We start from the raw sequence: 17,902 nt of genomic DNA, 5'->3' as shown, positions 1-17,902 counted from the left end.
GTCAGCGAGCCTCCGGCCGGGGCGGCTCGACCTGCATCGCGGGAGCGGTCACATCCGCCCGCCCTCCTTCTTTCCGGATTGGGTCCGCGGACGCGGGCAAGTCAGGGAATAGCGTCGTCGGGGCAACCGCAGCAGGCGCGGTTGCCGAGTCACGTTGACCGAGAAACCGGCGCCGGCTCTCTACCCACGCTTTCAGGCATCCGGGATCGCGAGGACCGGCTTCGCCGATCCCGGAACAGCGGCGCAATTCGGCCGCGAGTGGGTCTTGTGACGCGATGGAACGGTCCCGCGTCGCCGGGGCGTCAGGCCCATCGTCCCTGCTGCTCATCTCGATCGCGGTCACCGTCAAAGCGACCGCGATGAAGACGATTGCAATGGCACGAGCGAAGATCTTGCCTTGCATCGCGCCGGCCTCAGTTCTTGCCATAGAACATCTGCGCACCGCCGGGCTGGTAGCCCGAGCCCCGCGTCAGGAAGCGGCGGCGCTGCTCCCGGCCCTGGTCGGCGGCGGTGGCCTGTTCGGCCGATTGCAACGCCTGCGCCCGACCGTTCGCGGCGACGACCGCGGTGAGATCGGCGAGCTGCTGCGCCTGAAGCGCGAGCAGCTGGTTGCCGGCCTGTGTTGCCTGAAGCGCTCCGGTCGCACCCTGGCTCTGCCCGACCAGCGCCGACATCTGGCTGCGGTTGGTGTCGATGTTGTCGACGACGCCCGCCTGCACACGCATGGCGTCCTGAAGGCCACCAACCGTGTTGCCCCAGCGCGAGCGCGCCTCGGCGACGAGTTGCTGATCCGAAGCCGACAGCGAGACGTTGCCGTATTTCTGCTGGAAAGCCTGATCGATCTGCTGGACGTCATAGGCAACGTTCTGCGCCTGGCCGAGCAATTGCTGCGTGCGTTGCACGGACTGCTGGAGCTGTTGCTGCGAGGAAAACGGCAGGCTGGCGAGATTGCGAGCCTGGTTGATGAGCATCTGCGCTTGGTTCTGAAGCGAGGTGATCTGGTTGGTGATCTGCTCGAGCGAGCGCGCTGCCGTCAGGACGTTTTGCGAATAGTTCGAGGGATCGAAGACGATGAAGGCGTGTGCCGGCGTCGCCAGCATCGGCGAGAGCGCGGCGGGAGCGACAAGCAGCGCGGCCGCGAGCCGCATGCCAAGGGAACGGCGCAGTTTCATGGGGATTTCTCCTTGTTGGTGAGGACGGGGCTGGTTAGGGCGGGAATGAGTTCAGCGGCCCAGCCGACGCCACGGTGGTTGAGCCAGGCAGTGAGGAAACCATCGCTGCCGTGCTCAGCGACGATGCGGGCGATCGCGGCCTGGTCGGTCTTGGCGGATACAGCGCAAAGCGCGAGTGCCACATCCGATAAGCCAAGCTCGAACAGCCGGTTGCCACGACGGGACTGGCAGTAATAGTCGCGCTTCGGCATCGCCCGGGCGATGATCTCGATCTGCCGGTCGTTGAGGCCGAAGCGGCGATAGATTGCCGTGACCTGCGGCTCGATGGCGCGCTCGTTCGGCAGCAGAAGCCGGGTCTGGCAGCTCTCGATGATCGCCGGCGCGATTGCCGAACCATCGATGTCGCTGAGCGACTGCGTGGCGAAGATGACGCTGGCGTTCTTCTTGCGCAGCGTCTTCAGCCATTCGCGGAGCTGGCCGGCAAAACCGTCATCGTCAAGCGCAAGCCAGCCTTCGTCGATGATGAGAAGGGTTGGCGCGCCATCGAGCCGGTCCTCGATGCGATGGAAGAGGTAGGACAGGACTGCGGGCGCGGCACCCGTTCCGATCAGCCCTTCGGTTTCGAATGCCTGGACCGACGCCGATCCGAGATGTTCGCGCTCGGCATCGAGCAACCGGCCGTAGGGACCGCCGACGCAATAGGGGCGTAATGCCTGCTTGAGATCATTTGATTGCAGCAGCACGACCAGACCGGTGATGGTGCGCTCCTCGACGGGGGCGGACGCCAGCGAACTCAACGCCGTCCAGATATGCTCCTTGACTTCAGGGGTGATCGTCACGTTCTCGCGCGTCAGGATGGCCACGATCCAATCGGCGGCCCAGGCGCGCTCGGGGACATCATGGATGCGGGCGAACGGCTGAAGGCTGATGCTGTCGATCGCCCCATCGCTGAGATCGCCGCCGAGATCGTGCCAGTCGCCGCCCATGGCGAGTGCGGCCGCGCGGATAGAGCCGCCGAAATCGAAGGCGAATACCTGTGACCCGGCGTAGCGGCGGAACTGCAGCGCCATCAGTGCCAAAAGCACGGACTTGCCGGCGCCGGTCGGGCCGACGATCAGCGTATGGCCGACATCGCCGACGTGAAGCGAAAGCCGGAACGGGGTCGAGCCTTCGGTCTTGCCGAACAGCAGAGGGGGCGCTGCCAAATGCTCGTCCCGCACCTCGCCCGCCCACACCGCGGAAAGCGGGATGATGTGGGCGAGATTAAGCGTGGAGATGGGAGGTTGACGGACGTTGGCGTAAACATGACCCGGCAGGCTGCCTAGCCAGGCGTCGACGGCGTTGATGGTTTCGATGATCGCCGTGAAATCGCGGCCCTGGATGACCTTTTCGACCCGGCGCAGTTTTTCGTCGGCGATGCCGGGATCGTCGTCCCACACCGTCACCGTCGCGGTGACATAGGCCATGCCGGCATAGTCGGCACCGAGCTCCTGCAGCGCCATGTCGGCGTCGGCGGCCTTGTTTGCGGCGTCGGTGTCCACGAGGACCGACGCCTCGTTGGTCATCACTTCCTTGAGGATCGCGGCGACCGATTTGCGCTTGGCGAACCATTGACGCCGGATCTTTGTCAGCAGTCTGGTCGCATCGGTCTTGTCGAGCAGGATCGCCCGTGTCGACCAGCGATACGGGAAGGCCAGCCGGTTCAGTTCGTCGAGCAGACCCGGCGTGGTCGCGGTCGGGAACCCCGTGACGGTCAGAATGCGCAGATGCGACGCGCCTAGCCGCGGCTCGAGCCCGCCGGTCAGCGGCTGGTCGGCCAGCATGGCATCGAGATACATCGGCGTTTCGGGAACGCGGACGCGCTGGCGATTGGTCGAGACGCAGCCATGCAGATAACTCAGCGTCTCGCCGTCATCGAGCCAGCGGCACTCCGGCATGAAGGCTTCGACAAGGCGCAGGACGCGGTCGCTGCGGTCTGCGAAGCCCGTCAGCACCGCATTGGGGTCGAGGCCCCTCTTCTCGCGCCCTTCGTAGAGCCAGCTTTCCGCTCGCGCGCTGTCTTCGGCGGGCGCGAGATAGGTGAGTGTGAGGAAGTAGCTGGACTCGAAATGCGCGCCGGCCTCCTCGAAGCCCGCCTTTCGCTCGGCATCGACCAGAGCGGAGGCCGCATCCGGAAAGATGCTGACGGGATAGCGGGTCGAGGCATGGCGCTGCGCCTCCACGAAGATCGCCCAGCCGGAGCCGAGACGGCGAAAGGCATTGTTGAGCCGGCCGGTGACGGCAACCAGTTCGGCCGGAACGGCGCTGTCAAGATCAGGACCGCGAAAGCGCGCGGTCCGCTGGAAGCTGCCGTCCTTGTTGAGGACGATGCCGGCGCCGACCAAGGCCACCCAGGGCAGGAAGTCGGAGAGCCGGCTGCTACGGTTGCGGTATTCGGCAAGGTTCATCATCGGCGCAACCTCACTCAGACAGTGAGGTGCGCAGGGATGCGCAGATGCCGGCGAACGACGTCGGCGAACAGCGGATCGCGCTTGGCGGCCCAGACGGCGGCAACATGGCCGATCGCCCAGATGGCGATGCCGACGAGCCACAGACGCAGCCCAAGCCCCACGGCGCCGGCGAGCGTCCCGTTCATGATGGCAATGGCGCGCGGGGCGCCGCCGAGCAGGATCGGCTCGGTCAGCGCCCGGTGCACGAGGACCGTATAGCCCGGCACTGCATAATCGGGCATTGGCCCGCCCTGTTCGACAGCGCCCGCCATCAGACCAGCGCCCCGCCGCCGAACGAGAAGAACGACAGGAAGAAGCTCGACGCCGCGAAAGCGATGGACAGGCCGAACACGATCTGGATGAGCCGGCGGAAGCCGCCCGACGTGTCGCCGAAGGCGAGCGTCAGGCCGGTAACGATGATGATGATCACCGCCATGATCTTCGCGACTGGGCCTTCGATCGACTGGAGTATCTGTTGCAGCGGTTGTTCCCACGGCATCGACGAGCCGGAGGCATAAGCGGGCGCGGCCATCACCAGGATGAGGGTGGGAACGGAAACGGTCATGGCAAGACGATGGCGCGCGAGGCGCAGGCGTTGGATCACGGATTTTCTCCTTTGGGGCTTTGGATGAGCAAGGTCGGGCTGTCGCCGCCCTCGAGGACCGCTGGCGCGATCCGGTAATCGCCGTCTGGGCGCAGGCCATCGACCCGGATGAGTTCGGACAATCGGCGGGCGGTGCCGCGGCCGGAAAGAATGGCAACCAGGTCGATCGTCTCGGCGATCAGCGCGCGCGGGACGGTGACGACGGCTTCCTGGATAAGCTGTTCCATCCGTCGCAGCGCGCCAATGGCGCTGCCGGCGTGGATCGTGCCGAGCCCGCCGGGGTGGCCGGTGCCCCAGGCCTTGAGCAGTTCGAGCGCCTCGGCTCCGCGCACTTCGCCGACCGGAATGCGGTCGGGGCGCAGGCGCAGCGACGAACGAACGAGATCGGAGAGCGACGCGACGCCGTCCTTCGTTCGCATCGCAACGAGATTCGGCGCGGCGCATTGCAGCTCGCGCGTATCCTCGATGATGACCACGCGATCGGCGGTTTTAGCCACTTCGGCCAACAGCGCGTTGACCAGCGTGGTCTTGCCCGTGGATGTGCCGCCTGCAACGAGAATGTTGGCGCGGGTGGCAACTCCCTGGCGCAGCGCGTCCGCCTGGTGCGCCGACATGGTCCCGGCCGCGACATAGTCGTCAAGGGTAAAGACCACGACCGCGGGCTTGCGGATCGCGAAGGCGGGCGCCGCGACGACGGGAGGAAGAAGCCCCTCGAACCGCTCCCCCGTCTCGGGCAGCTCGGCCGAGACGCGTGGCGCGCCGGCATGGACCTCGGCACCGACATGATGAGCGACAAGGCGAACGATGCGCTCGCCATCAGCTGCCGACAGGCGCTCTCCCGTGTCGGAGAGCCCCTGCAACAAGCGGTCGATCCACAAACGCCCATCGGGATTGAGCATCACTTCGACGATGCCTGGGTCGTCGAGATAACTTGCGATCGCAGGTCCGAGCGCTGTGCGCAGCATGCGTGCGCCGCGCGCGAGGCCTTCTGAACTGTGCTGCGAAGTCGCCATGCTGTCCCCGTTTCGATCCGGGGCAAGATGAACGCCCCAGAACGGGGATGATTAAGAGAGCCGCATCTCGAGTGGATTCAACAACTTTGTCGAGGCGTCGTAGCCTAGCGTGCAAATACAGGCGGTCGGCGGTTCGGACCGGCAGCCCGGATTGCGGATTCGCGCCAGACTTGGTCCCGGTGGAGCCGCGGCATCGACTCAACGTCGGTGCCGTGTTGGCAACGCGACCCCCTCCAGAGTCTCTCCTGCCAGGCTCGACAGGCTGGGGAGAACTTATCTATGATAACATATCACCGTGGCACTTCGATATGTTTTTACATATCCTCGTTTGCAAAATCCTCGCCAAATGATATATTTACGCATATAAATTTTGAAAAACGATATGTAGAGGCATATCAATGGTCTATTCGACGGACGAAATTCTCCAGACGCTCCGCAACGCGCGCGAGCAAAGCGGGTTGAGCCAGCGCGACCTCAGCGCTCGCATTGGCCTTCCGCAAAGCCATATTTCAAAGATTGAAAATGGCGGGACCGACCTCAGGCTTTCGAGCTTGGTTGAGTTCGCACGAGCGCTCGACCACGAACTGGTCCTGGTTCCGCGCAAGGCCTTGGCAGCGGTCGAAGCCGTCGTCAGCAATGCTTACACAACGCTTGACGGCGAAGACCGCCAGCGCTCCGTGGTGTTCAATCGCGCCCAGGCTGCCCTTGCACGGCTGAACCGCGACCATCCCGACGCTGGCGAATTCAAGCGTCTCGACCAAACGCTGCGCGAGCTTGCAAACTTTCGGTTGGGCAAGACCGATCTCGATACGTTGCGCGCCATCACCGAAAAGCTGATGAAGCTGCCGGTCGGTGCGGGCGCGACCGCTGCCGTCGAGCGCGCCTCCAAGCAGCTTGGAGCACTGCGCAACAGGATCGCCCACGCGCTCCCCGACATGCCCCGCCCTGCATACCAACTCGACGATGAGAGCGAGGATGCCTGACGTTTCCGTCCTCGACGTTCGCCTCTATGGCGAGAAGATCGCAACACTCACGCTCATTCCGGGCGATCGTACGCTGTTTGCCTTCGACAAGGCCTATATCGACGATCCCGAGCGGCCCACGCTTAGCCTGTCGTTCAAGGACCAGTACGGGCAGCTCCTGACCGAATTCCGACCGTTCAATGTCAGGGTTCCTCCGTTCTTTGCGAACCTCCTGCCGGAAGGGCCACTGCGGGCCTACCTTGCCGAGCGCGCGGGCGTGAGCGAAAAGCGCGAATTCTTCCTGCTCTGGGTTCTCGGCCGCGATCTTCCTGGTGCGCTTACCATCGTGCCGGCGGACGCAGAAGCCTGGCCAGACCTGAGGGACGAGGGCGACGCAGAAGCACGCCGTGCGCGTCGGAGCAATGCCCTGCGATTTTCACTCGCCGGCGTGCAGTTGAAGTTCTCGGCGGTGAGGAACAGCGGAAAGGGCGGCGGGCTTACGATCCCCGCCGACGGCGTCGGCGGTTCTTGGATCGTCAAACTGCCCTCACAGCTCTATGAGGGCGTCCCCGAGAATGAATTCTCGATGATGAGTCTCGCGGCCAGGCTCGGCATGGACGTGCCAGAGGTCCAACTCCTCGACGTCGATGCGATCGACGGCCTTCCCGAGGGCATGCGCAGCATGAAGGGCCAGGCACTGGCCATCCGGCGCTTCGACCGCACCGGCGACGGTCCGGTGCATATCGAGGATTTCGCCCAGGTGTTCGGCGTGTGGCCGGACGACAAATACAAGCGGGCAAGCGCACGCAACATCGCGACGGTGCTTGGCATTGAGGCCGGAGACAGTGGCGCCTCCGAGTTCATCCGCCGGCTCGTCTTCAACACGCTGATCGGCAATGCCGACATGCACCTCAAGAACTGGTCGATGATCTATCCCGATCGGCGGACAGCGGCGCTCGCTCCAGCCTACGATTTCGTATCGACAATTGCCTACATGCCGGACGAGTTCGCCGCCATCAAATATGCCCGCACCAAGCGCATGCGCGAGCTCTCGCTCGACGAGCTCCGTTACCTGGCGGCGAAGGCGCATCTGCCCGAGAAGCTGGTCGTCGACACGGCGCGCGAAACCGTCACCCGCTTCCGCGACGAGTGGCCCGAGGCGAAGAAGACGCTTCCGGCGGCGCGCGCCGTCGCCGACGCGATAGACACTCACCTGCAAAACCTTGCGCTGATCGCCGAGGCCTGAGCACCGGCCGCGCCGCCGACGAGCTGCCGATCTGCGGCGACGGCGATCCGACCGTCTAATCATTGCCCCGGCACGCCGGTCCTGAGTGTGTCGAAACCGGCGTCGATGTCCTCGCTGATTTCTTGCCTCAGCTTCGGTCCTTTCGCCAGGCGCCGGCCAAGCGCCGTGACGAAGGCATCGTAGCGCTCGCCAGCCTTGGCGTGAGCAGCCCGCGCCGCGGGCTCGGGCAAAGCCGGAGTTGTCGCCAGCCAGAAGCGGACGAAAACGGCGAGCGTCTCAACGGCAATTGCGAGATCGCGCTCATGGCGCGTCATTCGGCGATCGAGCTGGTCGAGTCGCTTGGTGATCGCCGCCTCCTGGCGCTCGGCGGCATCGGGTGAAAGGAACGATTCGATGGCCGCCTCGGCGACGAGAGACCGTGAAAAATCACGGCGTGCCGCATGCTCAGCCAGCCTGCTCATCACCCTCGGATCGAGATAGACCGAAAGACGTTGTTTGCGCGGAACCTTTGCCATCGGAGCCTCACATGTCCACGCCGTCACCGGGGTCGAGCGATGCCTGCCGCGCAATGCCTTGCATCAGGCGCGTCAGTCGACGGTTGCGGGCGACATTGTCATCTACGTCGTCGAGGTGATCGATCTCGAACTCGTTCTCGGGCGAAGACTTCACGAGCAGCTCGACGCGGCTGAGCTCGGGTTGCCGACGACGCTCGGAATCAGTCGGATCCTCATTCCCGGCGGATGACTCCGGCGGCATCGACGTCGCTTCGGCAATTTGGGGACGGAAAGGCAGAGGCAGCTTCGTCCAGTCGTCCGGTTTCCCCTCCGCCTCCGCCGTCAGCACCGGCGGCGGCAGGATACGCTCCCGGAAGCGAGCATCCTCATGATAGCGCGCCTTCTTGGCGCGGATCGGCGGCGCACCCGAGACCATGACAATTTCGTCGGTGGCCGGCAATTGCATCACTTCACCCGGCGTGAGCAGCGGGCGAGCCGTCTCCGAACGGGAGACCATCAGATGGCCGAGCCACGGCGACAGCCGGTGGCCGGCATAGTTCTTCATAGCCCTCATCTCGGTCGCTGTTCCGAGTGCATCGGACACGCGTTTGGCGGTGCGCTCATCGTTGGTGGCAAAGCTTACCCGGACATGACAGTTGTCGAGGATTGAGTTGTTGGCGCCGTACGCCCTCTCGATCTGGTTGAGGGATTGAGCGATCAGGAAACTTTTCAGCCCGTAGCCGGCCATGAAGGCGAGCGCCGACTCGAAAAAGTCGAGGCGGCCAAGCGCCGGGAACTCGTCGAGCATCAACAGCAGCCGGTGCCCTCGCGCCCTCACCTGCAGATCTTCCGTCAAGCGGCGGCCGATCTGATTGAGGATCAGGCGAATGAGCGGCTTGGTCCGGTTGATGTCGGACGGCGGAACGACGAGGTAGAGCGTCGTTGGATGCTTGTCGTCGACAAGATCCGTGATGCGCCAATCGCAGCGGCGCGTGACCTCGGCCACGACAGGATCGCGGTAGAGGCCAAGGAAAGACATGGCGGTGGACAGCACGCCGGAGCGCTCGTTATCAGATTTGTTCAAGAGCTCTCGCGCGGCGCTGGCGATGACCGGGTGCGCACCGGCCTCACCCAGATGCGCCGTTTTCATCATCGCCGACAGCGTCCATTCGATCGGACGCTTTGGATCGGAGAGGAAGCCGGCAACGCCGGCAAGCGTCTTGTCCGACTCGGCGTAGAGAACATGCAGGATCGCGCCGACCAGAAGGGCATGGCTGGTTTTCTCCCAATGGTTTCGCCTCTCGAGCGAGCCTTCGGGATCGACCAGGATGTCGGCGATGTTTTGCACGTCGCGGACTTCCCATTCGCCGCGGCGCACCTCGAGCAGCGGGTTGTAGGAGGAGGATTTCGGATTGGTCGGATCGAACAGCAGGACCCGGCCATGCCTGGCGCGGAAGCCCGCGGTGAGCTGCCAGTTCTCGCCCTTGATGTCATGCACGACGGCTGAGCTCGGCCAGGTCAGCAGCGACGGGACGACGAGGCCGACACCCTTGCCCGAACGCGTCGGCGCAAAGCACAGCACGTGCTCCGGTCCGTCGTGGCGCAGATAGGCGCCGTCATATCGACCAAGCACCACGCCATCGGAGCCGAGAAGGCCAGTTGCCTTGACCTCCTGCTTATCGGCCCAGCGGGCGGAGCCGTAGGTCTCGACCTTCTTGGCCTCGCGAGCCCGCCAGACCGACATGCCTATGGCGACGGCGACGCAGGCGAAACCACCGGAAGCCGCAATAAAGGCACCCTCCACGAAGATCGACGGCGCGTAGGCATCAAAGCCATACCACCACCAGAAGAAGGACGGCGGAAGGTAAATCGGAAAGCCCAGGACATGGAACAATGGCCTGCCGAGCTCGGGCTGGAATGCCAGGCGCCAGGCCACCCATTCCGTGGCGCCCCAGGTCGTGATCAGCACGATCGCCAGGACGGCGAAGACCTGGCCCCAGAGAATCTTGGTGGCGGACATAGAAGCAGTCCTTTCTTCAACATGAGGTTAGATGCCGAGCCCACGGTTGCGGCCGAAGCTCCAGTCGATGCCGCCTTCATCGCGAGCCACGCCAGAGACGTGGCGGCCAAGGTGCTTTTCCAGGGACGGCGTCCAGGGCACCAGTTGGAACCCGAGGCCGTCATCGATCATGGCGAAGCGGCCGGAGGCGAGCGTGAAGCGTTGCCGGTAGGAACCGGTGACGTAATCGCCGCTGCGGGCGCGGTTGAAGGGCTGGCCGGTGTCGGCCGAGAGCTTTTCGCCGAGCGCCTCCAACTCGCGGCGACGCAGCGTGTCGATCAGGTTGCGGGTGAAGGTTGTGCGTTGGCCATGCCGCTCGCCGAGGCCCTGTTCGACGAGATGGTCGGCGCGGCGCTGCATGGCCAGCCGCACCTCGGCGCCGAAGCCGCCTTCCGACAACGCAATCGGCTCGCGGGCGATATTCTGGCGGTCAAGCCAGGTCGCGCCGGCGGCGGTAACCTGCCGCTCAATATCGAGGTCGGATCGGACAGCGAGTGCTGCGCGCCCATGCCCCTGCACATCATGGAACCTGCGCAACTCGACGATCGAACCGGGAGCGCCGTCGCCCGCGGCGTCGAGATCGGACAGCCTGATGTGATGTGTGCGGCCGTCGGTGCCATCAACCACGGCGTAGGCGCTGCCCTTCAGCTCATCATCGAGGCCGCGGTCGACCAGCCGGCCGACGATCGGCGTGTCGAGGCGCTCCGCCGCCAGCACATAGTTCGCCGCGCCGCGCTTGATACCCTGTTCTGTCAGCGCGCGGTGCATCCGCTTGATGATGTCGCCGCGCTCGCCAAGCTCGCGCAGCGTCGCCTCGGCCTTGTCGTCGATCATCCACTGGCCAGGGCCGACCTGTTCGGCAAGGCCAAGGGTTTCGAGCTTGCGCATCCGCCCGACCTTCAGCACGTGATACGCGTCGGGCTGGACGTTCGCGGGGGCGGCCAGGTCGATGACGCCTGTGTCGCGCCCGTCGCGAACAAGCTGCCGGTCAAGCTGGGTCCAGCCTTCGGCTTCGACCTGGCGCTCAAGATTGCGCCGGATGTCGAGATCGGTGCGGGGGCCCAGCTCATGGGTGACAAGATCGGCCGCGCGGGCGCGCATCCCCTCCTTGATGTAATCGCGTGAGATTACGAGATCCTGGCCGTCATCGGTTTGGCCGCGCAAGATGATGTGAAGGTGCGGGTTGTCGGTGTTCCAGTGATCGACGCCGGTCCAATCGAGCTTCGTGCCGAGGTCCTTTTCCATCTGGCCCATCAGGTCGCGGGCGAAGGCTTTGAGGTCGGCCATGTCGACGGCATCTTCGGGTGAGACGATAAAGCGGAAGTGGTGCCGATCATCGCCACAACGCGCGGCAAAAGCACCGCCATCCATCGCATCGATTTCCGGCCCGAACAGCCTTGTCTTCTCCCCGTCACGGGTAACGCCTTCGCGGCGCAGATAGGTGAGATGGGCAGCAAGCGGCGCTGCGCGCGCGTGATGGCGCACCAGCCGTGTCTTGATGATCACGGTGCGCGAGCGGCCGGTGAGGAGGCGATTGGCACGCACGCTCGCCGTGCGGCCACGCCCGAAGGTCGAGCGATTGCACGAATTGATCCGGCCGGTGCGAGAGATCCGGGCGCCGGCCTTCTGGGCGGCGGCAAGCGCCTGCGCAATGAAGGGCCTGGCGCGCTGGGCACTGGGCGAGCGGATGCGGCCTGGGCGAATTCGAAGATCGTCCTCGCCAGTCATCTTAGAGATCCCGCACATCGTGCCAAGCCACGGAAATCACGGGAAAATCGATGTTCTGACGCGGTGCGCCGCTTGCTAGCACCTCGCGGAAGTCCTGCATAACCTATTGAAACAACACAACCGACCGACGCCGCACCTCGCGGCCTTTTATCTCGCCATCTTCCGGTTGTTCTGCACACCTTCCGCCTCCATCCACGCCACGGTGCGCTGGAACTCGCGGTTGCGCGAAAACGTCCATACGCGCTCATGGCTGGATCCCTTTGCCCGCTCGCGCCACGAAGAGGCCTTCGGACAGCGGCACGATGGCGGAGACATCGCGCACGGTGGGTGCAGAGCTCGCGTCATTTGGCGGTCGCTCGGCCGGTACGGAGGCGGCAGCTTGGATGCGATCCTGATGACCTACGAAGAGCGCGCCGTGCTTCCAGGGAATGGCCTCGACAGATGTGACTGCGAAAGGGCGTATACCCTCGCTTCCACCGACAAGGGGGGCGAGCGTCTCGACATAGGCGCGGGTCTCGGCCGGTAAAGGACGCCCAGTGAGGTAGGCTTCGTAGCGCGCAGGACCCGCGTTGTAGGCGGCCAGAAACCCCGGCGAGCCGTAGCGATCGTGCAGTTCGCGCAGATACGCCGTTCCTGCCAGGATGTTATCGCGGGGATCGAACGGATCGCGGCCAAGCGACCAGCGGGCGCGCAGATCATCCCATGTGCCGGGCATGATCTGCATCAAGCCGCGGGCGCCGGCGCTGGAGACGGCGCGCGCATCGCCAGCACTCTCCTTGCGCATGACGGCGCGTATCCACGCGATCGGAACGCCGAAGCGCTGCGAGGCTTCGCTGATGTGCGCACCAAAGGGGTCGCGTGGCGACGATCGCGCGATGGCCAAGTCCTGCGCCACTGTCGCCGCCGGCATGACGGTCGCGACGGACAGACCGCAAAGGAGGAGCAGAGCCATGCGCCGGGCAGCGCGAAGCGGCCCGGGCGCACCGCGATGGCTCGTCGACGGACGGCGAGCGCGCATCATTCACTCCTTCTCGCTGCGGTCGCGCGGGCGCGCCCAGTGCAGCGACCAGGACGTCTTGTCGTCGCCATTGCGAAAGAGGTTCGCGCGGATCGGCTGCGCGAACGTCGGGTCGTCGATCGGGATCGAGACATAGTCGCCGGCCTTTTCGCTGGAGCGTTTCCAGCCGGCGCCGATCTCGGGGCCGTCCTCGCTTCCGGTGTGAACGCGGTAGTCAGGCGCATTCTCCGTTTCGCTCGCCTCTGCCGTTACGATAGCGATATCCAGGTTGAGGCTGAGCGTGTGGATGCGCCCGCTATAGCCAGTCTTCTGGCGCGTGAATTCCCCGATCTGTTGCATGTCAGGCTCCTGTTATCAGTGGTGCGGTGATGATGGCTGGCGGCACGACGCGCCGCCGGTCGCGCGCTCACCGCGTTGGCGCGCGCCATTCGAAGCGGCCGTTGCCGCCCTCGTCCGTCCAAAGTGGGACGGCGCGGCCGATGATCCGGCTGGTGGAGATGAGGCCGAAGTAACGTCCGTCGAGGCTGTCGCGGACCTGCCAGTTCATCAGGAAGACTTCCCCCGTCGAGATGCGGCGGCAGCCCTGCCAGACCGGCAGGTCACGGCCGGCCCGATCACGTTCGAGCGCCACCCCCGCCTTGACGCCATCGACGGTGATGGTGAGGTTCGAGCGACAGACAATTTGCCCGGAAACGCCAAGGATGTGCTTCAAGAGTGGCACGCCCGCCGGCAGATAGCCGCGATTAGCGAGGAACGCGGCGAGTGGCTCGGGCGCATCGACGGCCACAAGATCGGTGACCTCGAAGGGTCCGTGGAACTCGATGGTGTAGAAACCGATCGGCGCGCTGGCTGACGCATTCCAGATGAGCTTCGTGGGCATCGAAGCGAGGCCGGGATAGCCGACGCCCATGGTTGCGAGAACGCTAGCGAGAAATATCCCGGCGCGCGTCACGGTTCGGTCCTCTTGCGCAGCAGGAAGGCGCGGTGTTGATCGAGTGTGTAGCTGCGCGGCGCGTGCCCGGCGGTTATCCGGTTTTGGATGTGCCGCCAATGATCGTGCGACACCAACTCAGGCTCGACGTCGAGGCGCTGGATGGCGTCGATCGCCTGCAGCACGCGTTCGACCTTGGGCCAGCTCTCGACCTTCAGAAGGATGTCGCCGCCGGGGCGCACGAAGGGCAGTGTCTGATAGGCTTCGCCACGTGCGACAGCACGCACGATATCGATGCGTGAGATGATCGTTCCGAAGTCGTTCGCGGCCCAGCGAACGAACGCGAAAACCGCGCCGGGGCGATAGGACAAGATGCGTCGGCGACGATCAACGATTTGTTCCAGAGCGTGGGTACCGAACCGTATCCAGTTCTCTTGTCTCTTCTCGATCCACGTCAGTTCGACATGAACGAGATCGTCGGGAGCGTGGTGCGTGGCCGGGAACGCGGCACGCATACGAGGAGCCGCGATGCCAGTCATGAGAGTTCTCCTGATGTTGCGGGAATTCGCGCGAGCAGCTCGCGCAGCGTGTCGGCGATGATGACATCGCGCTGGAAAGCGGCGATGCTGTCGCGCAACTGCGGCATCACCTCGGTGGTCGGGCGCACGACGAAGGCAGACCGATTGACCGTCCGAGGCGGACCTGATCAGCGTATCCGGACCTGACGGCCGCGATGCAAGGCAGTGCTTTCGGGACCACTCGCTCATGGCGCGATCCTCGATCTCGCGCATGGGTGCGACGCTCTTTCGCGTTGCCGTGCGATTGCCATCCAGGACGAAAAACGCCGCTCCGGCTGGCAGATGCGCGCCTCGCGGAGACGAGCCAGAAGCTCGGCCAACGCCGATCCATGAAAGGCGAAGGTTGCACTTGAGCAGCACGAGGGCGGCGAGCAGGGCGAGCCGATTTCCCTTGCAGGCCAATTCGCCGACGAGATGCAACGTCCAAGTCGCCTTGCCGAAACAGCTCTTCTGATTGAGGAGCATGGCGATCATCGGATGCCTCCGGAGGGCGGATGTTGAGCCGGATTCGGGGCTTCGGAGACGCTGGTTGCCGTGTTGCTGCCATCAGAAACCGATGGCGTATTCGGGGTCTTGTCGGTGTCTATGCTGCGTGTGCCGCTGGCTCGTCGGATGAGCTTTTGCACACCACGCGCGCGCGCTTTAAGGTTAGAATCTGGGTTAGAGTCTAAGTTAGACGCGTGATTTCGGTTTTGCTTTCTGCAGGTTAGAGCCTGTCTGGGTTCCTGATAGCACGAGCCCGCGGTTCCCGATGGCACGATAGTTCCGGTCCCTGATGGCACGAGGCCGTCCACAGGCCTTCCACAGGAGCCGATCCGCTCGAAGGCGAGCACCGCCCGGCCGCCAATCTCCACTTCCAGCGCAAGGGTGTAGCCGGGCAGCGGCTGGCGGCGGATGATGTCGCGCAGCTCGAAGGCAAAGCGCTTGTGGGGCGACAGGCTGCCGGATTTCTGGTGAAGGTGACGGAAGTCGAAACGCCAGCCGTCGCGCTGGCGCCCACCATGCTTGCGCACCAGCCTATAGAGCCAGCGCTCGAGACCGCCAGTCAGGTCGAAATAGGCGCGATCGATCGTCAGCACCAGCGCGTCATCAAGGACTGCCTGGTAGAACCAGTCGGGGACGATCAATTCAATCCCCGCGGGTCTGCCATGACGATCGATGCGCTCTTGCCACTCATTGATCCATGAGAAGCGGTGACGCCGACCTTCGGCGGGCTGACGGATAGTCGTCGAGACAGTGGTCGACTGCAGCCGATCAAGCCCCGCCTTCAGGCGTTGATAGTCGCGCAGGCTCTTGCCGCGGCCAACGAAGGTGAGAACCTCATAGGGCGTGGCGGCCATCAGGCGCGAGGTACGAAGCCCGTTGTCGCGCGCCTCGACGATCTGGCTCGCGGCCCAGATCAGGATGTCGGCGTCCCAGATGGTCGCCATGCCATGATCGGGTACGGCTTCGACCCGGATCGAGACGTTGCCGGCGGCAAAATCGATCGGGGTGGTGCGATGCGTCTTGGAAAGGGAGAAGAACGGATAGGCCATGAGATCCTGCGCGTCTCGAGCGGCGAAGTCGCCAGGCAGCGCCCGGAAAAGGTCGAGCTGTCCGCGCTCCGAAAGGGATTGGTTTCGCGCCACCATTTGGAAATCCGCGCGCGGTCAGCGTGCGTATCGTCCGCCATGCGCCGGCGGCGTCGTTGTGTGACGCTTGGCCGGCAGGACCGAGCCACGCGGATCGGATGTAGAGGTGACGGCGCCGCGTTCGGCCCAGGCCTGAAGATCATCGACGGCATAGACGACACGGCCGCCGAGCTTTCGGTAGCCAGGACCAGTGCCATAGGTACGGTGCTTTTCGAGCGTGCGGGCGGACAGGCTGAGGAAATCCGCGGCTTCCTTGGTGCGCAGGAAGCGTGGCGGCAAGACGGTGATATCGGGTCGCATGGATCGGGCCTCCGTGGGGTTTTGGACGGCCGCTGGCGTTCAGCGGGGAACGGAGACCACGGTGGCGGAGAGTAGGCTTCGCCGGGGATGGGGAAGTTGAGGGGGGCTAAAACGCCACCCCTCTTTGCGCAGGCAGACCCGCTAGGATCGACGGCGATGACGCAGGATTTGCAAATAACCGCCACCAATCATGCCGGTGGCGCCTTCGACGAGACCGATCACCGCGTCGCGCAGCGCGGAGGTTTTCCAAGGATCAGCGGCGACGCGCTTATACCCGTAAAGAGCCACGGCAATGTCGCGATAGCTCGCGCTATTCGAGCGGCCGTCAGCGGCCTGTATCATCAGCCGGAAGCGGCGGCGTTGCTGCGGGGTCATCCGCGTGTCCGAAGGTGCTGGGCGCCCCTGCCAGGCACGCCAGAAACGGGTAAGGGCTTCGATCCGTCCCAACGTTTCTGCATCCAAGGGAATCAACGCCGCCAAAGGGCCGTGCGGCTCGCTACCGGGCAGAAGGAGAAGTTGAGTGGCGACACCTGCATTATGGACGGTGTGGCGTCCTTCAACGCTGTCGCGGCTCGCGCCCACGCCGGTCAACGGCGCCGATCGCAAGGAAGACAGGAATTCCGGCGCCGGCACGAGAGAAACCACAGCTGGATCGACGTCAGGCGACCAGAAAACGTCTTGCGCCAAGGCGGACAAATCCGGCGTCGCTGGGAAATCGCAACCCCCACTGCCGCTGTGCCTCAGGGTGGAAGGGGGCTTTTTCGGCTCTTGCGGTCAGAAGTGCTTGATAGTGCCGTTGATAGGGTTCGTGACGCCGCAGACACTCCCAGGCGAGCCCTTCGATGGGCAATGCATCGAAATAATCATAGCTGGCATTGTCTCGCCAATGTGACGTATCCGGCCTCATCGAAGAGCTCCTCGCAAGAAACGCGTAGCCCCCGCTTCAAAACAATTCCGGGTTGCACCGATCGGCGGAAGACCCTCGCCGGGCATCGCGTGATGCCGCTTCGGCATCACCCGGGACGACAGCGGCTGGGGCTAGTTGCCGGGTTGACGCAAAAGATGACGGTAGCCAGCTCGCGCCATCCAGCGCGCTCGCGCCAGATGGCTGTCATGGATGCGCCGGGCGCGTTGTGGCTCCCTCGTCAGATCAATGCCGAAGACAATTTCGACCACCTCGCGCCAGTCGGCGCCGTCGTCGGCGGCGTCCAACAGGCGAGCATAAAGTTTAACGTGTTCCCGATCGTACTCGGTGAGTTCTTCACCGGTCGGCGCGGTGTCATCAAATGGCTCGATCATCGCTTGCCCTCCTCTTCACCAGAGTGAAAACCTGCATTTTATAGAAACAACAGCACTGACGGAGGGTGGCTGATCAGCATCAGGCGATGCGGTTTCGGCATCGCTTCGGCTTGAGTGGATGAAGCGGCCGGCCGCGAAAGAAGGCCCCGGCCTTCTGGCCGGGGCCTCAGACTGCTGACAAACCCCTGGCATTTGCTGGGGGTTTTTGATTCACTGGGTCATGTTGAAGCGACCCGCCCCTGAACAGACCGCGCTCGAGATGGTGACGCTGGATCAGTTGGTTCCTGCCGATCACCTTTTGCGCAAGATCGACCGTGTGATCGATTTCACCTTCATCCACGATCTGACCGCGCCGCTGTATTGCCCCGACAATGGCCG

21 protein-coding genes and 1 pseudogene are annotated in these 17,902 nt (G+C 64.3%); 3 read left to right on the top strand and 19 right to left on the bottom strand.

What is annotated here, in order from left to right:
* Position 1 precedes the first annotated feature (1 nt).
* Genes trbK-alt through trbB form a run of 6 tightly spaced genes read right to left on the bottom strand, consistent with a single transcriptional unit; the run spans position 2 to position 5,278 of the window.
* Positions 2 to 403, bottom strand: a complete 402-nt coding sequence (trbK-alt, locus tag NP945_RS30735) for a putative entry exclusion protein TrbK-alt (RefSeq protein ID WP_256748407.1) — start codon at positions 401 to 403, stop codon at positions 2 to 4.
* Positions 404 to 413: 10 nt separating this feature from the next.
* Positions 414 to 1,172: a P-type conjugative transfer protein TrbJ gene (gene trbJ, locus NP945_RS30730; RefSeq protein WP_127327873.1), complete on the bottom strand. Its 759-nt coding sequence runs from the start codon at positions 1,170 to 1,172 to the stop codon at positions 414 to 416.
* The gene (gene trbE / locus NP945_RS30725; protein WP_256748406.1) at positions 1,169 to 3,622 is read right to left on the bottom strand and encodes a conjugal transfer protein TrbE; all 2,454 of its coding nucleotides are present in this window, start codon (positions 3,620 to 3,622) and stop codon (positions 1,169 to 1,171) included. Before trbE ends, trbJ begins: the two co-directional genes overlap by 4 nt.
* 14 nt (positions 3,623 to 3,636) lie before the next feature.
* On the bottom strand, positions 3,637 to 3,933 hold the full coding sequence (locus NP945_RS30720; protein ID WP_127327876.1) for a VirB3 family type IV secretion system protein: 297 nt from the start codon (positions 3,931 to 3,933) through the stop codon (positions 3,637 to 3,639).
* On the bottom strand, positions 3,933 to 4,226 hold the full coding sequence (locus tag NP945_RS30715) for a TrbC/VirB2 family protein (RefSeq protein WP_245466354.1): 294 nt from the start codon (positions 4,224 to 4,226) through the stop codon (positions 3,933 to 3,935). Before NP945_RS30715 ends, NP945_RS30720 begins: the two co-directional genes overlap by 1 nt.
* Before the next feature lie 35 nt (positions 4,227 to 4,261).
* Positions 4,262 to 5,278: a P-type conjugative transfer ATPase TrbB gene (gene trbB, locus NP945_RS30710; protein WP_127327880.1), complete on the bottom strand. Its 1,017-nt coding sequence runs from the start codon at positions 5,276 to 5,278 to the stop codon at positions 4,262 to 4,264.
* A gap of 398 nt (positions 5,279 to 5,676) precedes the next feature.
* On the opposite strand from trbB, the gene NP945_RS30705 reads away from it, so the two are divergent.
* Together NP945_RS30705 and NP945_RS30700 are read left to right on the top strand one after the other, a co-directional pair.
* Positions 5,677 to 6,261 (top strand): helix-turn-helix domain-containing protein, encoded by a 585-nt coding sequence (locus NP945_RS30705; protein ID WP_256748405.1) that lies wholly within the window; start codon positions 5,677 to 5,679, stop codon positions 6,259 to 6,261.
* Positions 6,254 to 7,486 (top strand): type II toxin-antitoxin system HipA family toxin, encoded by a 1,233-nt coding sequence (locus tag NP945_RS30700; protein WP_256748404.1) that lies wholly within the window; start codon positions 6,254 to 6,256, stop codon positions 7,484 to 7,486. The genes NP945_RS30705 and NP945_RS30700 overlap by 8 nt, the downstream gene beginning before the upstream one ends.
* A 59-nt stretch (positions 7,487 to 7,545) precedes the next feature.
* Here NP945_RS30700 and NP945_RS30695 read toward each other — a convergent pair whose 3' ends face one another.
* From NP945_RS30695 to NP945_RS30635, 13 genes are all read right to left on the bottom strand, one after another.
* Positions 7,546 to 8,001 (bottom strand): CopG family transcriptional regulator, encoded by a 456-nt coding sequence (locus NP945_RS30695; RefSeq protein WP_127327885.1) that lies wholly within the window; start codon positions 7,999 to 8,001, stop codon positions 7,546 to 7,548.
* A gap of 7 nt (positions 8,002 to 8,008) precedes the next feature.
* Positions 8,009 to 10,000 (bottom strand): conjugal transfer protein TraG, encoded by a 1,992-nt coding sequence (locus NP945_RS30690; RefSeq protein WP_256748403.1) that lies wholly within the window; start codon positions 9,998 to 10,000, stop codon positions 8,009 to 8,011.
* A 27-nt stretch (positions 10,001 to 10,027) separates the two neighbouring features.
* Positions 10,028 to 11,767 carry a VirD2 family relaxase/mobilization nuclease gene (locus tag NP945_RS30685; RefSeq protein WP_256748402.1) on the bottom strand — a complete coding sequence of 580 codons (1,740 nt, stop codon included), beginning with the start codon at positions 11,765 to 11,767 and terminating at the stop codon, positions 10,028 to 10,030.
* A gap of 244 nt (positions 11,768 to 12,011) precedes the next feature.
* On the bottom strand, positions 12,012 to 12,785 hold the full coding sequence (locus NP945_RS30680) for a lytic transglycosylase domain-containing protein (RefSeq protein ID WP_256748471.1): 774 nt from the start codon (positions 12,783 to 12,785) through the stop codon (positions 12,012 to 12,014).
* Between the two features lie 3 nt (positions 12,786 to 12,788).
* A complete protein-coding gene (locus tag NP945_RS30675) occupies positions 12,789 to 13,124 on the bottom strand; it encodes a DUF736 domain-containing protein (protein WP_256748401.1) in 336 nt (111 codons plus the stop codon).
* Positions 13,125 to 13,191: 67 nt separating this feature from the next.
* Complete coding sequence (locus NP945_RS30670) at positions 13,192 to 13,737, bottom strand: S26 family signal peptidase (protein WP_127327893.1); 546 nt, start codon at positions 13,735 to 13,737, stop codon at positions 13,192 to 13,194.
* Positions 13,734 to 14,255 (bottom strand): DUF2840 domain-containing protein, encoded by a 522-nt coding sequence (locus NP945_RS30665; protein WP_256748400.1) that lies wholly within the window; start codon positions 14,253 to 14,255, stop codon positions 13,734 to 13,736. Before NP945_RS30665 ends, NP945_RS30670 begins: the two co-directional genes overlap by 4 nt.
* Entirely contained in the window at positions 14,252 to 14,383 is a 132-nt protein-coding gene (locus NP945_RS30660) for a hypothetical protein (protein ID WP_256748399.1), read from the bottom strand. Before NP945_RS30660 ends, NP945_RS30665 begins: the two co-directional genes overlap by 4 nt.
* A gap of 381 nt (positions 14,384 to 14,764) precedes the next feature.
* Positions 14,765 to 15,925, bottom strand: a complete 1,161-nt coding sequence (locus NP945_RS30655; RefSeq protein ID WP_256748398.1) for a replication initiator protein A — start codon at positions 15,923 to 15,925, stop codon at positions 14,765 to 14,767.
* Positions 15,926 to 15,943: 18 nt separating this feature from the next.
* Positions 15,944 to 16,225 (bottom strand): AlpA family transcriptional regulator, encoded by a 282-nt coding sequence (locus NP945_RS30650; RefSeq protein ID WP_127327897.1) that lies wholly within the window; start codon positions 16,223 to 16,225, stop codon positions 15,944 to 15,946.
* Between the two features lie 141 nt (positions 16,226 to 16,366).
* The gene (locus NP945_RS30645; RefSeq protein ID WP_245466348.1) at positions 16,367 to 16,912 is read right to left on the bottom strand and encodes a DUF2285 domain-containing protein; all 546 of its coding nucleotides are present in this window, start codon (positions 16,910 to 16,912) and stop codon (positions 16,367 to 16,369) included.
* A complete protein-coding gene (locus NP945_RS30640; protein WP_127327901.1) occupies positions 16,884 to 17,132 on the bottom strand; it encodes a transcriptional regulator domain-containing protein in 249 nt (82 codons plus the stop codon). Before NP945_RS30640 ends, NP945_RS30645 begins: the two co-directional genes overlap by 29 nt.
* A 131-nt stretch (positions 17,133 to 17,263) precedes the next feature.
* Positions 17,264 to 17,524: a DNA -binding domain-containing protein gene (locus tag NP945_RS30635; RefSeq protein ID WP_127327903.1), complete on the bottom strand. Its 261-nt coding sequence runs from the start codon at positions 17,522 to 17,524 to the stop codon at positions 17,264 to 17,266.
* Positions 17,525 to 17,744: 220 nt separating this feature from the next.
* On the opposite strand from NP945_RS30635, the pseudogene NP945_RS30630 reads away from it, so the two are divergent.
* Positions 17,745 to 17,902: pseudogene (locus tag NP945_RS30630) on the top strand (IS5/IS1182 family transposase); the annotation flags it as partial.

The organism is Mesorhizobium sp. LMG17149, assembly GCF_024518695.1.
Taxonomy (GTDB): Bacteria; Pseudomonadota; Alphaproteobacteria; order Rhizobiales; family Rhizobiaceae; genus Mesorhizobium.
The sequence above is the reverse complement of the archived record's forward strand: the minus strand, read 5'-3'. Positions and strand labels throughout refer to the sequence as shown.

Coding starts and splice junctions, on each gene's coding strand:
- trbK-alt (WP_256748407.1), bottom strand. CDS start 403: ATGCAAGGCAAGATCTTCGCTCGTGCCATTGCAATCGTCTTCATCGCG.
- trbJ (WP_127327873.1), bottom strand. CDS start 1,172: ATGAAACTGCGCCGTTCCCTTGGCATGCGGCTCGCGGCCGCGCTGCTT.
- trbE (WP_256748406.1), bottom strand. CDS start 3,622: ATGATGAACCTTGCCGAATACCGCAACCGTAGCAGCCGGCTCTCCGAC.
- NP945_RS30720 (WP_127327876.1), bottom strand. CDS start 3,933: ATGGCGGGCGCTGTCGAACAGGGCGGGCCAATGCCCGATTATGCAGTG.
- NP945_RS30715 (WP_245466354.1), bottom strand. CDS start 4,226: ATGACCGTTTCCGTTCCCACCCTCATCCTGGTGATGGCCGCGCCCGCT.
- trbB (WP_127327880.1), bottom strand. CDS start 5,278: ATGGCGACTTCGCAGCACAGTTCAGAAGGCCTCGCGCGCGGCGCACGC.
- NP945_RS30705 (WP_256748405.1), top strand. CDS start 5,677: ATGGTCTATTCGACGGACGAAATTCTCCAGACGCTCCGCAACGCGCGC.
- NP945_RS30700 (WP_256748404.1), top strand. CDS start 6,254: ATGCCTGACGTTTCCGTCCTCGACGTTCGCCTCTATGGCGAGAAGATC.
- NP945_RS30695 (WP_127327885.1), bottom strand. CDS start 8,001: ATGGCAAAGGTTCCGCGCAAACAACGTCTTTCGGTCTATCTCGATCCG.
- NP945_RS30690 (WP_256748403.1), bottom strand. CDS start 10,000: ATGTCCGCCACCAAGATTCTCTGGGGCCAGGTCTTCGCCGTCCTGGCG.
- NP945_RS30685 (WP_256748402.1), bottom strand. CDS start 11,767: ATGACTGGCGAGGACGATCTTCGAATTCGCCCAGGCCGCATCCGCTCG.
- NP945_RS30680 (WP_256748471.1), bottom strand. CDS start 12,785: ATGCGCGCTCGCCGTCCGTCGACGAGCCATCGCGGTGCGCCCGGGCCG.
- NP945_RS30675 (WP_256748401.1), bottom strand. CDS start 13,124: ATGCAACAGATCGGGGAATTCACGCGCCAGAAGACTGGCTATAGCGGG.
- NP945_RS30665 (WP_256748400.1), bottom strand. CDS start 14,255: ATGACTGGCATCGCGGCTCCTCGTATGCGTGCCGCGTTCCCGGCCACG.
- NP945_RS30655 (WP_256748398.1), bottom strand. CDS start 15,925: ATGGTGGCGCGAAACCAATCCCTTTCGGAGCGCGGACAGCTCGACCTT.
- NP945_RS30650 (WP_127327897.1), bottom strand. CDS start 16,225: ATGCGACCCGATATCACCGTCTTGCCGCCACGCTTCCTGCGCACCAAG.
- NP945_RS30640 (WP_127327901.1), bottom strand. CDS start 17,132: ATGAGGCCGGATACGTCACATTGGCGAGACAATGCCAGCTATGATTAT.
- NP945_RS30635 (WP_127327903.1), bottom strand. CDS start 17,524: ATGATCGAGCCATTTGATGACACCGCGCCGACCGGTGAAGAACTCACC.